Source organism: Pseudoalteromonas luteoviolacea, assembly GCF_000814765.1.
Lineage (GTDB): Bacteria > Pseudomonadota > Gammaproteobacteria > Enterobacterales > Alteromonadaceae > Pseudoalteromonas > Pseudoalteromonas luteoviolacea_H.
In genome coordinates this window covers 615,371-630,091 of the sequence record NZ_JWIC01000007.1, presented here as the reverse complement: position 1 = coordinate 630,091, position 14,721 = coordinate 615,371, and the positions used below count along the sequence as shown (strand labels likewise).

Sequence of the window (14,721 nt, the reverse complement as noted above, 5' to 3'; positions counted from 1 at the left end):
TTTACCAAGCAATATTTTGAAGGTGGCTTATTCTCAAAAAAGCCCTTATTTAAGTAAGCAACACTTACTCATAACCTAAGCACGAAATATGAAAATTTTTATACCTATTTTTATAGTTAAGCAAAATTTGCTTATGCTAAATGTACCTTTGTGCTTGTTTACGTTAACTTTCCTTTTCTCATTGGGGACTGACTAAACAGTCGTGACAGCCACTGAAATAGGCTGGGACGCGGGTCAAGTTTCACGTTTAAATTAAAACTGTACCCTTTTTTGTAATGAGTTCTGATTACTTCACCTTCAAGGTTGTGCTTTGAAATACTGCGACGAAGCTCTGACACAGCCCGGTTTATCGCATTGTTATCAACATATTCTTGTTGCCAAATTTCTCGACACAACTCATCGCGGCTAATAACGCGATCCCTGTGCTGAATAAAGTAAACTAACAAGTCGTAGATCAGGGGTTCAATTTTCACCCGTTCACCGCAGAATGTTAACGAACGTTTCCTTTTATTCAGTGCATAATGACCAAATACCGCAAAGGTAAAGTCAGTATTTTCTTTATCACTTAAATTCATGATCAACAATATACTTCCTTTATATATGACTTTAAAAGCACCTTTATTTTATCGCTCATATAGGTATATTGGAATGAATTAAGTCATATTTTCACATGACTTTTGTTAATAGAAACATATTACCCAATTGTCCATAAAAGAAACAAAAAAGCTTCTTGATCAACCTGAATTAAACAAGTTTTATACAAAAAAAACACATATGAGAACAAAAAACGCACGCTTTATTTTATAAAATTGCAGTTTATTCCGGTATTGATGACAGTCGATTATTTAGACTTTTTTCACCCGTATTAAGAAAATTCATGATGTAGTATTTTTTTCGTAATTTTAGAGAAAAAGGCCAAAAATTAGGCCCTCAATTTTACTCACAGAGATGCAATAAAAGATTTTATTTTTTGATTGTCAGGGAACTGTTTTGCGCTCACTTTTAGCACCTCAAGTGCTTTCTCCGGTTGGTTTAATCGAACCAAAGCTTTTGCCAAAGACATGGCTATCGCAGGGTGCGAAAACTTAGGTAAAATGTACTCTAATAATTTTGCACTGGCGCTCACCTGAAACTCACTGGTCGCATTATTAATTTGAACTACAGCCACCATCGCAAGCATTTTTACGTCATAATCTTGTGGCGCTTGTTCTAACTTATCAATGGCTGCTTTGTCGTCTCGTAAAAATAACTCATACAATTTAACGGTTGCATCATCTTGATAAGATTGTGCTTCAAGTAATTCAACTCCCATAGCGTCAACCATAGCACGTGCAGTATCCACGGTCGAAAATGGGTTTTGTCCGGTGATCACGCTGCCATCAATGGTTACATGGTTCAGCATCACAGCATCTTGTTCGAATTTAGCCCCTCGTTCGGTTAATTTATCTTGCAGTAAAAATGGGAAGTCTTTCAGCCACTTTGACCCAAACGCATGCTCCTCTGCATTGGTAAAACCATTAATCCGTTTACCTTCGACCAAGTATCTACCATCGCTTAATTTAACATCGACTAATGCCGCAGGCCCATGACAGACAGCCCCGATAACCCCCTGATTTTCATATAACTTTGCTATTATCTTTTTCAGTGGCTCACTTTGATATAGGTCGAACATTGGGCCTTTACCACCCACCACAAAAACACCATCGTATTTATCAATATCTATTTCATCGAGCTTATGGGTCTGCGATAACGCAGAGACAGCAGTCTCATCATTTAAAAACCTTTTGTTGTACATCGCAGCTTTATCATATTCGTCTGCAACAGGCTTACCACCATGAGGAGACGCCAATGTGACTTCAATACCGTGGCGCTTAAATACATAATACGCCTTAGCTAATTCTCCAAACTCATAGCCCGGCTTAACCAATTTTTGCTGCGGGTTAAGTTCACCGTAACTACTAAGTACAATCAAAACATTGCTTTGCGCTTTTGCAAATGCCAACGTACTGCAAACTGATAAACCTGCACATAATGCAATTTTTTTCATAACGACTCTCCTTTTGGTTGAGAGTGTTACAATAGAATGTGTGATGTGAAAGGACCGTGAAGTGTATAGAATAGCGTTAGGTAAAACAAAATAATCTCGTCATTGTGCAGCGTTGTATTCCCATACTTTTGGAGTAATACAATAAAAAATGATGTACTTAATTTTGGTGTAAAAATTCTACCTTTAAAGATCGAACAGTAATTATAAATTGATTTTAAAATATCGAAATATGAACAATGAATGATATAGACAAAAATATAAAAAATGATTTCATTCCAACGTCGTTATGGCATTTATATAAAGATGTCTATTTTTACCCTTTTTCACCCATCGCTCATTATATGAACGGCGCAATTATTAGCCTATGGAACTCACACGCTGATATTTTATCTAAAAAAGAAAATAAGCTAACTCAGAAAAAAAATATTACCTCTTTGTCCCGTCTAAATGTGCCAATACATTATTTATTTGGCGGTAATTATGACATGTCTTATCGTGAACTCAGTATTTCAGTAGATATTTCTCTTCATCTTGCACAAAAAATATCCATTCGATTTAATCAGCGAGCTTTCTACTTTTTAGATAACAATAGGATTACCTTATACAATAGTGACAACCTTGAACAAAACTGTGTGCTGGATACATTATTTACTTCACGAATTAACCGCATGACTTTACCTATTAAAAATACAGCACAAATATGACCATTTTATTTTCATACGAACAATATGACTAAATGAAAGGAATGGTTGTTTTTAATTTTTATGACTTCCTTTCGCTTTTCAATACTACAGTAGCATCTCAACACACAAGTTTTATTGATTTAGAATAATAAATCTTAAAGCAACAACAAAGACATAGAAAAAATAAAATATTGATAATTAAGACTTTTATTTAATTCCCCACAGACATACTGAGTTTTTCTCCGTGCAACTCAATTCTTGACTAAAATTAAAGTTAAATAAATCGTAAAGCAGTACCTATGCAGCTCAAAACCAGACTTCCTCTCGTGTTAGCCATCACAGCACTGATGCCTATGCTGATCATGTTTTTGATAGCCATGATCCATAGTGCACAGCAAGCCAGAGAAATGAGCATCAGGGCTGCACAGTCTGAAGTTTTAAACGCAGCCGCCATTTTCAATGCGTATTTCTCCCAGCGAAAGTCTGAAATAGCCACGTTAGCCCGTCAACCGACTGTGCGTTCTATGAACTTTGAACAGATAAAGCCAATACTCCAAACAGAAAAAAAATCACATCACAACATTTATGAAAAGTTCATTTTAGGGCGAGCCGATGGAAGTTTTCATAACACAGAAGGGGGTAACCCCTATCAAGGTATGCGTCGCACTTTTGATGATTCAGATCCGCATTCAAAGCATAAAACCATCATTAAGCGTGATTACTGGCAACACACTGTGAGTAACAATATCGACGATCAGCCTCGAGTTTATGTTTCTGAGCCTATGATCTCTTACACCACAGGCGTAAAACAGATTGTTGTTGCCGCTTCTATTTTAGGTACCAACAATCAAGTAGTAGGGCTGATAGGTGGCAGCATTGCGTGGCGAGAAATTGATCGACTGATCACCAATGTCCATGATCATGTACTTCAGCAATTTAGCAAACAAACTAAATTTATGCTGGTCTCAAGTACTGGTGTGTACATGTATCACTGGAACAAAGAGAAAACCGTTCAACACCAATACATTGATGGTAAATATGTGCTCAATGATATTGGAGAAAAAACCAGTATCATTACCCGTGTAACGAAAGAAAGAGATTCGGCTTTACAAGCGATTGGATTAAAAATGATTGCAGGATTTGAAGGGCACGGACAATTCATGCTCGATAAGTCAACCCAAGCTTTTGTCTTTTACGCCCCGGTTCCTTCAGCAAATTATAGCCTAGCGGTCGTATTACCCGAGCAGGTCGTGTTTGCTTCTGTTGAAATGCTCAAAGAGAAACTGCTTATCACGCTAATTTTGGCCACATTACTCAGCATGCTAGTTGCTTGGTGGATTGCCTATCGGCTGTATAGCCCCATCTCTAAGCTGACTCGTGCAGCCAACTCATTGGCAGAGGGACAATATGATGTTCACCTTAAAATTAAAGGAGACGACGAAATAGCCGAGTTAAGTCGAACGTTCGAGTCTATGCGCGACACCATTTTTGCAAGAGAAAGTGACCTAGAAAAGCGAGTAGAAAAGCGTACCCAAGCGTTGGAAAAAGCCATGCATGACGCAGAACTTGCGGTCTCTGCCAAAAGCCGATTCTTAGCGAACATGAGTCATGAAATTCGAACGCCAATGAATGGTATTTTAGGTACTATCCAACTACTAGAGCAAGAAGCAAGCTTTAGTGAAGAACAAAAACAACTATTAAAACTGGCCAATGTATCAGGCAGTAATTTATTAACGTTAATAAATGATATCTTAGATATCTCAAAATTAGAGCAAGGACAGATCAGTTTGTATGCGGAGCCGTTTGAACTCAAAAGTACAATCGAGCACCTAATTCAATTAACGCAAAACAGATCGCACTCCAAGCCCATTTACATGACTTATACCATTGCGCCCAATACGCCGCTTGAGATCGCCAGCGATCAACACAGGCTGCAACAAGTCCTGCTGAACCTGTTAAGTAATGCCTATAAGTTTACAGCACAAGGTGAGATCTCTGTTTTCATTCAACTCAATCCAAAAGATGGCCAGCAATTACTGTTCACAATCAAAGATAGCGGCATAGGCATTAGGCCAGATCAGCAGGATAAAATCTTTGACCCTTTTTGCCAAGAAGATGACAGTACCACTAAACGATTCGGAGGAACGGGCCTTGGTCTCAGTATTTGCCAACAACTTGTCAGCCTCGCAGGTGGCATCATCTTATGTGAGTCCAAGCCCAATGAGGGATCCACTTTTACATTTACTTGGCCCTACGCGCCTTGCTGTTTAATAGATCAAACTCGATCCGCTGAAGATCAATGTGCACAATTAAGCGGGCATATCTTACTTGCAGAAGACAACGCCATAAATCAAGTCGTGATCAGTGCGATGTTAGAAAAACTGGGTCTACGTGTCGACGTTGCCAAAGATGGCGTACAAGCTTTAGAAAAAGTGAATAAAGATTATTTCGATCTCATTCTAATGGATGTGCATATGCCAAAGATGGATGGTATTGAGGCAACTAAACAACTCCGAGCACACCCACAACACAGTCAGATGATCATTATCGCCATCACGGCGAATGTCTTTTTAGAAGATATTGCTACCTATTACAGTGCCGGCATGGATGATTTTATTGCAAAACCGGTCGAAATGACCAAGTTAGAATCCATTTTAAGTAAATGGTTAGGAATAAAAAACAGCTAACCAAATTGTTTCTGTGTCAGGCTGTGTCCAACTGACTTTATGTTTACAATGGGCTGGAATATTAATATGCTCTCCGGCCCCAAGCCTGATAACTCGACCATCTTCAAACGTCAGTTCACCTTCGCCTTGCATTACCATTACCCATTCATGCTGCGCTTGGTCATACCATCCAGTTTCTGGCGATGCATGCCCTTTTGAAATAATGCGTTCGATTTTCACATCACCATTACCTGCGATCACTTCAAAAAATTCGTCAGTCAGATCGCTTGGCAGTGCATTGAACACATTTTGTTTTCCATTACTCATGGGGTGGCCTTTAACTCGTTAACACAATATTTAAAAGTGCAGATAAAATGCTAGATAGGTAAGACTTGGTGGAGCTAGGCGGGATCGAACCGCCGACCTCTTGCATGCCATGCAAGCGCTCTCCCAGCTGAGCTATAGCCCCAAGTTAGAGACTAAGATTCTATTATATCTTATTAATTTGTAAAGCTGTTTTTGTATTTTATTTGATAACTAATGTTTTACCTTATAAAAAGAAAAGCAGCCGATTTACTCAGCTACTTTTTCAATTTCATTGGGAACAAACACATCGTGCTAGTTTGTTAACTGTGTTAATGCGCTATTCAAAGCTTCGCTTAACTGTACATTAGTAAGTTGTTGTGTCTCTAAATCAAAATTGTCGAAGAAGCTGGGTACTGACAAATGCGCTTTCACATCAGCTGCAAAATAAGGGGCAGAGTTTACTGCTGCATTCAGTACACTTTGTGCACCACCTGGCCCTGGAGAAGTTGCCAATAATAGCATTGGCGTATCTTGATACACTTTCATGTTGATACGAGATGTCCAATCGAAGATATTTTTATACGCTGCAGTGTAAGAGCCATTATGTTCAGCAAATGAAATTACAATCGCATCTGCTTCGCCAATTTTGTCATAAAACTTTTGCGCAAGTTCTGGGATACCGCTCTCTTTTTCACGGTCGATGCTATAAATCGGCATTTCAAAATCGTTTAAATCCAAAACTTCTACGTCAGCCTGCTCAATCTTAGATGTTGCATATTCCACCAGTGTTTTATTGATTGACTGACGGCTGCTGCTTGCTGCAAATGCTAATACTTTCATAACGTTCTCCAATTTAACTGTTCTATTTTAGTCGAGGATACTTGCTCAACCTGATGACAAACAGTGTAGATTAAGTTTTAATAAACATTAATAGGGCAAATGTAAAGTTACTATTTCCATATGAATTATAATCTATTTGAAGGTATCCAAGTTTTCGCCAAAGTTGTGCAATGCAATAGCTTCGCAGAAGCTGCGCAGCAACTCGGGCACTCCCCGTCTCATGTCAGTAAAGTCGTCAACCGCCTAGAGGCACGCCTCGGCATGCGGCTATTGAACAGAACAACTCGCACCTTGGCGTTAACACCTGACGGTGAGATATACTTTCAACACTGTGTACAGCTGATCTCAGATGCTGAGCAAACTCTGCAATTACTCACTCACCAAGATAACAAACCCAAAGGGGTACTTAAAATCAGTTGCCCGGTCGCATTTAGCCTTGACTATTTGAGACCTGCAGTGACAGAGTATTTGAAAAAGTATCCTAACGTCACCATCGAGTGGGATCTCAACGACCGCGCAGTTGATGTTGTAGGAGATGGATATGACTTGGCAATTCGAGCGACCACTAAGCTCGAAGAATCAACCCTTATCTGTAAGCGCATTTATCAATGTCGAACTCTCGTTGTTGCGAGCCCTGATTATATCGCACAGTATGGAAAGCCATATCACCCAAGAGAGCTCACTAAGCACCACTGTGTTTGCTATAGTAATTTAAAAACCCCTGATCGATGGGAGTTTACCGATCAAGTTGGCAAATCTTTTACTGTTGATGTACGTAAACGTGTCAATTGCAATCATGGAAAGATGCAAGCGGCCATGGCCATTGATGGTGTTGGCATCACTCGGTTACCAGAGTTTTATCTTGTAGATGCCATCAAAAATGGACAGCTAGAGGTGCTTTTTGAATCATACCTGCAAAAACCCGTCGACGTGTATGTTGTTTACCCAAGCAGAAAGCATTTGTCACCTAAAGTCAGATACTTTATCGACTTACTCTCTGAGCAACTTGCGGTGTAACAGTCTTGGTCATTTTGAGCTGGTGCCATAGCTATGATAAATGGCCTCAATCTCTTGATTGTCTATCATTGTTTTCAATGCGTTATTTAATTCACGCTGTAATTGCGTTAAGTGTGGTTGTAATCGCATATGTACTGGTAAACGGCTGATCTCGTATACCACCTTAAAATTGGCATAATCGGGATAACGATGTTGATAATAAGCGGCTGTAACGTCTCCCAACATAATAAAATCAACACGCTGATGAGCCAGTTGAGCAAGCAACTCCTTTTCAGAGACATTGTCATAGACCATGATTTTCATGAGCCCAAAGTGAGATTCAAACTCCCCGTATCGATACCCTCTTACTCTGCCAAAAACAGAGCCATAAAAGGTTTTAGGGTTGTCTGTAACACTTTCATCTTCTCGCCCTAAAACCACTTCACGCGAATAGGCATAAGGCAGAGAATAAATCCCCGGGTTGCTACTTTGAGTCCGCCAACTGGGGTTAACGCCGGGTTCAATATCAATTTTACCCATATCAAATAACTTTTGCCCTCTGGCAACCGACCAAGGCACTAGCTCAAAGGTATGGCCCGTCAATGTGCCCAACCGATTAAACAAGTGACTAAATATACCCGCTTGCTCATTGCCAGATATATAGTTGTAAGGTGGATTTGCACCATGGTAAACCAACACGGTGTAATGCTCACAGACCACCTCAGATGAATATAGAAAAATGATAAAGCCAAGCCAAGCGCGCATAATGGCCTCTTATTAACACACCCTTTATCAACTTAGCATAATTTTCACAGACATTATGAGTAAGTGCACTATTTAAGCAAAAAACAGACTGTTTATTACCTATTTAAAAACAAGGCTAATTTCAACACTAAACAAAAAGAAACAATAATTCTTACATAGAAATAATTTGGCTATTTAATGCTCAAAAGTTTAAGTAATTAAATTTTTTCTTCATTTTTTTGACTTTAATCATAAATATTATATTCATTAATTCGTTTAATAATAGTGTGCGAACGCAAAGCAATTGCTTTGCAGTTTTATGTTGTGAAGGAAACCGCACGACAAAAACATCCTCGTACATAAAACTTTTTACCAGCCTATATGGCTTTTTATTCTCAAGAAAAGGAAACAAACTATGAAAACTGGCGTATTATTCTCACTAATTGCCATTGCTGCCGCTGCAAATGTTTCAGCTGAAGAGCTACCTACTGAAGCGGGTTATGCGAGTGTTCAAGAAGTGCTTGAATATGGTCGTAAGTATCAAACCATCAGAACACAGCTTAAAGAAGCAGGCTATCGCTTCCACGACTGTCATACTCAAGTTATCAATTACTTCGTGACACCGATGCAGGCAGAATACCTTTATGCTAAAACTGAATGCACTTACTCGACGCCAAGTGGTGGCAACTACTCGCTTCAAACAGACTATGCAAAGGTCACGATTGATGTGAATTTCAATCAAGAACATGGCCTGTATAGAGAAGGAGATGTAGCGGTCAACTATATGACTGTTTACTAGTCACTTTAGACCCACGAAAAGTATTCATACCGGTTAGAATATTTTTTCGTGACCCATAGAGAGGAGCATCTTAAACGGTGCTCCTTTTAGCTGACAGAGCTTTACCTAGTCAATAAAATATTCTTCGGCTTTCATGTCACTCGCGACATCCTTTCAACTTGATGCCTTATTATTCCTAACTGATAGAACAGTTGGTTTCAGCCAATCATGGACTTGTATTTATTTGCGGTTACAGAGCGTATAAAATCTTTCTAAAGCGCATAAAAAACTAATAAAACCAATGATTAAGGATTAGAAACACTCGTTTTTTTCAATGCGTTAACACACTTACATATATCATAGAAGATGCACCATACTATCGTGCATAGGGAAGTACAATGAATTACGGGTTCGGACACAGGCTAAATATCTTGATTGCCGATGATCATCACCTAGTACGACAAGGGATCCGCGCTCTTATCGTACAAGCGAATATAAGCAACGCCATCTTCGATGCCGAAGACGGCGAACAGGCATGGCAATGTATTCACACTCTCCAGCCTGAGATTGCAATTTTAGACATTTCAATGGGTAACATGAGTGGTTTAGAGGTATGCCATAAAATAAAGCAGCGTCAACTTAGCACCAAAGTTATCTTTCTTAGCATGCATGAAGATATTAAAATAATAAACCGCGCCTTTGCCGCAGGCGCACACGCTTATCTTCCCAAAAGTGACGCATTTAACACGTTAACGCAAGCCATAAAGCACGTTTGTAATGGAGAGCAATTCATAAGCCCACGCTTAAAAACAAAACTAGAAGCATACCAGCTCTGTGCTAAGGATTTTATTCTCACGGCCCGAGAACAAGAAATTGTTACTCATATCTCTTCAGGTCTTACTAATCGCGAAATAGCAGAACGCTTATGTATCTCAATTAAGACCGTTGATAATCACCGTACCAGGATTATGAAAAAGCTTGGATTAAATAAAACGGCCGAGTTAGTGCGATTTGCCGTCAAAGAAGGCCTTGTTTTATAAAACTATACATATCTTTCCCTATTTAGGGTAAATACCCTATTTCTCTATTTGTTACTGAGCACTATCCTGCCGGCTTTACTATTACGTTGAACGCGCTCATTGATTGCAAATGATGCTAGGGAAAGAGCTAATGCCATTGCACCTAAATTGTATAACATCCATCAAATCCAAATTTGTGACCTACTCTCAACATTCCCTTTTAGCACTACTATGTGGCTTGCCAATTCTGACTGAAGCACATTCCCCAGTAAAAGTGGGGGACATGCAAACAGTCGACATTGAATACCGTTCACAAGTGCTAGATCAAATGCCTGCAATCACCTCGCTCAATGAAGGGGGTTACATTGTTTTGTGGACCGCTGAAATATCTGGGAATTCATATATATATGGACAAAGATACGATCAAAACAATGTCAAAATAGGCCATCCTACTCGTATAAATACCAATGCGAAAAGAGCTTCGAGAGCCCCCCATATCTTGCCTCTGACAGATGGTAAACTCCTGGTTACATGGCAGAACTATTGGGTTAGAAGTATCAATGGACGTAAGTTAAATCACGATGGGAGCTTTGCTTCCAGCGAGTTTGAATTGACCCCCATTACTGCACCTGTAAATAATTACAATCGCAGAGCCGCGGCCTTAAAAAACGGCTGGTTTATCATCGGGTGGGGTGATAGAGATAGGCAAAACCCAGTGGTGTATGCAAGAGCGTTTTCTCCTTCTGGTATTCCATTTGATCAGCGCATTGATATTATCAGCTCAAATGAAAAACTTTATCGGGAGAACCCTTCTCTCATTGCCTTTGATGACAATAGTTTTGTACTGACTTGGGCGGCTTCATCCAACATCTACGTGCGCCGATTTGACGCAAACCACAAGCCTCTTGGCCAAGAACTTAGAATTAATAGAGAGGGGCTAACCAATGGCAAAGACACTGACATACAGCACTTGCCAAATGGTGGGTTTTTGGTTGTATGGCGGGGTTTTGATGTCCACTCAGATTCCTACGGGATCCATGGACAAAGATTCAATGCCGACGGCAGTGTCGCCGGAGAAAACTTTACCCTAGTGCAAAATACATCCAGCTCAACTCATACACAGCCAAAGATCACCGTGCTAGATTCTGGTGCATTGGTCGTTACCTGGACCGCCCCAGATGCTGATGGCTTAGGTGTTTTCGCACAAGCTTTTAATCAAAATGGCGATAAGCTTGGCGATGCGTTTCAAGTCAATGATACCGTAAAAGGGTCTCAAAAACTGCCCAACCTCACAGCGCTATCAAATGAGCAATTCGCCATTAGTTGGCTAAGCAGTCCCAATAACAATGATGAGTGGACTGTGCACATACAAAAATATCAACTGCCAAGCGGCCCGAAAAATAGCGTGATCCCCACATTGCCAACAGGCCCAATCTACGAAGGGGATACGATACCACTCAACCTTGACGTGCAAGGTAGTCATATTTATGGCATTAAAGCCATCATAACAGTCAACGCGCCTAAAAAAGCCAGTTTTTCAGGTGGTCACCTTGGTAGCTTCATCCCTGAAAATGAGCGCCTCGATAGTCCATTGCAGTATTCCGATGCCCGTTGGGAAGCCTCTGCGACATTAGTCCCACCGCACAAAGCAAAAACTGGCGAGGGTCAATTTGCCACAGCAACTTTATTAGCCAAACAAACGGGAGAAGTAAGCCTGCGTATCGAAACCAAGTTTACCGGTGAAGATGGCTCACTGATGTTTGAACACAGCGCTGCTCACTCACTGACCATCTATGAATCCGTGATCTTGACTGGCAACATTAAAACGCTCACTGAAAATGCCGACTATCAAGACATCACGCTCACTTACAACACTCAACCTGTAGCCATAAAGCCGGATGGCAGCTTTTATATTCAAGCGCAATTAACACCTGGTCTACTGACAATATCTTCACCTGGATTTTTGACAGCGAAAGCAGAATATCACTTTAAAACAGGCCAAAAGGACATCCATTTTGGCGAAATCGCGCTTATCCCTGGCGATGTAAATCAAGATAATGCCATTAACATTGCCGACTTTACGTTATTCATGAGTCATTACCGTTCGCACGCCAGTGAACCTACATACCTATTTATTGCTGATTTTAATAAAGACGGTCAAATCAACATAAAAGACTTAACTCTACTGGGAAAACATTTTGGTAAATTCGGCGATCAACCTATTAACCCCTAACTTAGCCATTGCGAGATAGGTTGCCCTTGAGCCGAAATTGGGCTTTGAAGAATAAACTGTACATCAACTTATGCATCGCACTCATTGTGCAAGAAATAAGGAGAAAAAGTGAAAATTCAAACAAAACAAAGTGCAACATACACACTGTATTTACAATTGTGTTTTCGCAAAAGAATTTGGACCAATTTAAGGTAAACCCCTATTTTAATTGAACAAGCCTTCCCCTAGTTTATGGAAGCTTTAATAAAACAGGCACCTGAGTAACCTCATCTGCCTCATTTTTGCCCAAAAGGAAATTTTAATGCCCATTCTAAAAAAACACACAAAATCAAAGCTAAACACCGTGCGTAAGTTTAGTCGAAACCTACTGCTCATGAGTATGTTTAGTTTGCCGATGATTGGTCAAGCGACAACGCCTGAGCCAGTTGGCGGTGAATTTACTATCAATATCCCCTCCGAATATCCTGTAGCTAATCCAACGATCACAAGGCTAGAGAATGGTAATCGTCTCGTATCTTGGGCCGATAATGCTGATAGTATGTTTGGTATGCACTCTCTTAATGCACAGCTTTACACACCAGATGGATTCAAATCGGGTTCAATTTCTCAATTGTCCGCAGCAAATAAAGGCGGGAAAGTAGTCGCACTCGATGGCGGTGGATTTTTAACTGTCTCTATACAGGAAGAGCCAAAGTTAGAGTTCGTTATCCAAAAGTTTGACAATAATGCTAATCCAATAGGAACTGAACAGCGTTTTGACATATTTAATGGACAATATAATGATGTAGCCGCCCCGCATAGATATTATAGATTAAGCCAATTGCCTAACAATAAAGTCGCTGTTGCTTTTGTAAGCTATTCACAAAATCCTGAAAAAAATATTTTTACATCGATCATTGATGCTAATGAGAACATCACTATTGAGTCGACACAATTAGTCGCATCCTCAGTAAATGATCACACTGGCTTGCAAATCAAAACGTTACAGGACGGTAATTATGCAATTTTGTGGACAAGTAAAGAGCATTCAATTGCAAAATCGCATGTGCAGAGTTTTAATAACCAAGGCATTCCCGTCAGCAACGCAATTACTGTTGACTATATAAACGTCTTGCTTGACGGTGAGTATCCAGGAACGTTAGCAGCGACAAATGATGGTTTCCTTGTCGTTTTGCCATCACAAACTGGACCGATAGCTTATTCATATACTAGTGACGGTCAACTAAAAGGCTCAAAAATCGAAGTATACTTGAGCGAATTCGAGACGATAGAACAAAACTTAGCCACTACCACCCTAAAAGATGGGCGAATTATCATTACATTCATGACAAACAAAGGATTACAGGCTCAGGCTTTAAACCAAGATGGTACAAAAAATGGGGATGTATTTACCATCAGTGCATCAATGGTAGATATGCAAAGCTTGGTATTCCCAAGCATAGATGAGTTAGCGAATGGCTATTTATTCGTTACATGGGTATACACACACAATGTAAGTAGAGGCTATGTTAATGATGTTAGAGGCCAATTATTAAAAGTCGACACTCAGCTAGTCAATGGCGTAACGGCCACACTCCCTACACGCTCAATCTTTGTTGGAAATACCTTTGAGATCCCACTTTCAATCGAAGGGACCAACATCTACGGTGTTGATACCGTGCTTAGCATGAATGGCACTCAAGTTGCGCAATTTAGTGACGGGCTTTATGGAGAGTTTTTACCTTCCTATGAGCGCCTGACAATTCCAGTTAATGTGACTGGCGAGCGATGGGAAAGTGCACTGTCATTAAAATCTCCCTATAAAGCAAAAACAGGTAAAGGGCATTATGGTACTGCCTCATTAATTGCCAATAATCCGGGGACTGTGACGGTCACGGTGCAATCACAATTCACTGATGAAAATGGTCAATATATTTATCAAAGCCAAGATAATTATACTGTAACCGTATTAGAATCCGTCTTAATTAGTGGCAGTGTGGCGTCATTGGCACCAGACGGTGATTTCTCCAACTTTACCATTACAATCAATGGTGAGATTGTTAAAATCAATCCAGATGGAAGCTTCAGCGTTCAAGCGGGCATTGGTGAGGCAACACTGACGTTCTCTGCGCCAGGTTATCTCAGTAAAGAGCAAAGCATCACACTGTCGCCAAATCAGGCTAACGTTGATTTAGGCGAAATTGATCTAGTTGCTGGAGATAGCAACGGTAACGATAAGATTGATATCGGTGATTTAACGAAGCTGCTCGGCGCTTACCGTACCACCAGCACAGATCCTAACTACTCAATCGGGGTCGATTTTAACCGAGACAATAAAGTTGATTTACAAGACTTGACATTGCTCGGCAAAAACTTTGGCAAACAGGCTCAGTAGCCTTTAGGCCAATATTAGTTTAAGGCCATACTCTG

Annotated in this window: 12 protein-coding genes and 1 tRNA gene; 7 read left to right on the top strand and 6 right to left on the bottom strand. The window is 40.2% G+C overall.

Going from position 1 to position 14,721, the window contains the following annotated elements; all coding sequences use genetic code 11:
* Nucleotides 1-158: 158 nt before the first annotated feature.
* Both JF50_RS17095 and JF50_RS17090 read right to left on the bottom strand, forming a co-directional pair.
* Nucleotides 159-575: a winged helix-turn-helix domain-containing protein gene (locus tag JF50_RS17095; RefSeq protein WP_039610601.1), complete on the bottom strand. Its 417-nt coding sequence runs from the start codon at nt 573-575 to the stop codon at nt 159-161.
* Nucleotides 576-940: 365 nt separating this feature from the next.
* Nucleotides 941-2,047: a type 1 glutamine amidotransferase domain-containing protein gene (locus JF50_RS17090; protein WP_039610600.1), complete on the bottom strand. Its 1,107-nt coding sequence runs from the start codon at nt 2,045-2,047 to the stop codon at nt 941-943.
* A gap of 236 nt (nt 2,048-2,283) precedes the next feature.
* On the opposite strand from JF50_RS17090, the gene JF50_RS17085 reads away from it, so the two are divergent.
* Both JF50_RS17085 and JF50_RS26250 read left to right on the top strand, forming a co-directional pair.
* A complete protein-coding gene (locus JF50_RS17085) occupies nt 2,284-2,751 on the top strand; it encodes a DUF3293 domain-containing protein (RefSeq protein WP_052262391.1) in 468 nt (155 codons plus the stop codon).
* Nucleotides 2,752-3,029: 278 nt separating this feature from the next.
* Nucleotides 3,030-5,417 (top strand): hybrid sensor histidine kinase/response regulator, encoded by a 2,388-nt coding sequence (locus JF50_RS26250; RefSeq protein ID WP_052262390.1) that lies wholly within the window; start codon nt 3,030-3,032, stop codon nt 5,415-5,417.
* Here JF50_RS26250 and JF50_RS17075 read toward each other — a convergent pair.
* The 3 genes from JF50_RS17075 to JF50_RS17065 all read right to left on the bottom strand — a co-directional run bounded on the left by JF50_RS17075 (nt 5,397) and on the right by JF50_RS17065 (nt 6,542).
* Nucleotides 5,397-5,723: a cupin domain-containing protein gene (locus tag JF50_RS17075; RefSeq protein WP_039610599.1), complete on the bottom strand. Its 327-nt coding sequence runs from the start codon at nt 5,721-5,723 to the stop codon at nt 5,397-5,399. The two genes, JF50_RS26250 and JF50_RS17075, sit on opposite strands and share 21 nt — an antisense overlap.
* Before the next feature lie 66 nt (nt 5,724-5,789).
* A tRNA-Ala gene (locus JF50_RS17070) sits at nt 5,790-5,865 on the bottom strand.
* Nucleotides 5,866-6,014: 149 nt separating this feature from the next.
* Complete coding sequence (locus JF50_RS17065; RefSeq protein ID WP_039610598.1) at nt 6,015-6,542, bottom strand: NADPH-dependent FMN reductase; 528 nt, start codon at nt 6,540-6,542, stop codon at nt 6,015-6,017.
* 120 nt (nt 6,543-6,662) lie between these two features.
* On the opposite strand from JF50_RS17065, the gene JF50_RS17060 reads away from it, so the two are divergent.
* Complete coding sequence (locus tag JF50_RS17060) at nt 6,663-7,559, top strand: LysR family transcriptional regulator (RefSeq protein WP_039610597.1); 897 nt, start codon at nt 6,663-6,665, stop codon at nt 7,557-7,559.
* 9 nt (nt 7,560-7,568) lie between these two features.
* Here JF50_RS17060 and JF50_RS17055 read toward each other — a convergent pair whose 3' ends face one another.
* A complete protein-coding gene (locus JF50_RS17055; RefSeq protein ID WP_052262389.1) occupies nt 7,569-8,303 on the bottom strand; it encodes a substrate-binding periplasmic protein in 735 nt (244 codons plus the stop codon).
* A gap of 394 nt (nt 8,304-8,697) precedes the next feature.
* On the opposite strand from JF50_RS17055, the gene JF50_RS17050 reads away from it, so the two are divergent.
* From JF50_RS17050 to JF50_RS17035, 4 genes are all read left to right on the top strand, one after another.
* A complete protein-coding gene (locus JF50_RS17050) occupies nt 8,698-9,081 on the top strand; it encodes a hypothetical protein (protein WP_039610596.1) in 384 nt (127 codons plus the stop codon).
* Between the two features lie 377 nt (nt 9,082-9,458).
* Nucleotides 9,459-10,100 (top strand): response regulator, encoded by a 642-nt coding sequence (locus JF50_RS17045; protein WP_039610595.1) that lies wholly within the window; start codon nt 9,459-9,461, stop codon nt 10,098-10,100.
* Nucleotides 10,101-10,362: 262 nt separating this feature from the next.
* Nucleotides 10,363-12,312 carry a dockerin type I domain-containing protein gene (locus JF50_RS17040; protein ID WP_039610594.1) on the top strand — a complete coding sequence of 650 codons (1,950 nt, stop codon included), beginning with the start codon at nt 10,363-10,365 and terminating at the stop codon, nt 12,310-12,312.
* A 301-nt stretch (nt 12,313-12,613) separates the two neighbouring features.
* On the top strand, nt 12,614-14,686 hold the full coding sequence (locus JF50_RS17035; protein WP_039610593.1) for a hypothetical protein: 2,073 nt from the start codon (nt 12,614-12,616) through the stop codon (nt 14,684-14,686).
* Nucleotides 14,687-14,721: the final 35 nt, after the last annotated feature.

Excerpts from the sequence above, each read along its gene's own strand:
- JF50_RS17040 (WP_039610594.1), top strand. The coding sequence starts at position 10,363 with ATGCAAACAGTCGACATTGAATACCGTTCACAAGTGCTAGATCAAATG.
- JF50_RS17065 (WP_039610598.1), bottom strand. The coding sequence starts at position 6,542 with ATGAAAGTATTAGCATTTGCAGCAAGCAGCAGCCGTCAGTCAATCAAT.
- JF50_RS17060 (WP_039610597.1), top strand. The coding sequence starts at position 6,663 with ATGAATTATAATCTATTTGAAGGTATCCAAGTTTTCGCCAAAGTTGTG.
- JF50_RS17085 (WP_052262391.1), top strand. The coding sequence starts at position 2,284 with ATGAATGATATAGACAAAAATATAAAAAATGATTTCATTCCAACGTCG.
- JF50_RS17095 (WP_039610601.1), bottom strand. The coding sequence starts at position 575 with ATGAATTTAAGTGATAAAGAAAATACTGACTTTACCTTTGCGGTATTT.
- JF50_RS17050 (WP_039610596.1), top strand. The coding sequence starts at position 8,698 with ATGAAAACTGGCGTATTATTCTCACTAATTGCCATTGCTGCCGCTGCA.
- JF50_RS17090 (WP_039610600.1), bottom strand. The coding sequence starts at position 2,047 with ATGAAAAAAATTGCATTATGTGCAGGTTTATCAGTTTGCAGTACGTTG.
- JF50_RS17055 (WP_052262389.1), bottom strand. The coding sequence starts at position 8,303 with ATGCGCGCTTGGCTTGGCTTTATCATTTTTCTATATTCATCTGAGGTG.
- JF50_RS17045 (WP_039610595.1), top strand. The coding sequence starts at position 9,459 with ATGAATTACGGGTTCGGACACAGGCTAAATATCTTGATTGCCGATGAT.
- JF50_RS17035 (WP_039610593.1), top strand. The coding sequence starts at position 12,614 with ATGCCCATTCTAAAAAAACACACAAAATCAAAGCTAAACACCGTGCGT.
- JF50_RS17075 (WP_039610599.1), bottom strand. The coding sequence starts at position 5,723 with ATGAGTAATGGAAAACAAAATGTGTTCAATGCACTGCCAAGCGATCTG.
- JF50_RS26250 (WP_052262390.1), top strand. The coding sequence starts at position 3,030 with ATGCAGCTCAAAACCAGACTTCCTCTCGTGTTAGCCATCACAGCACTG.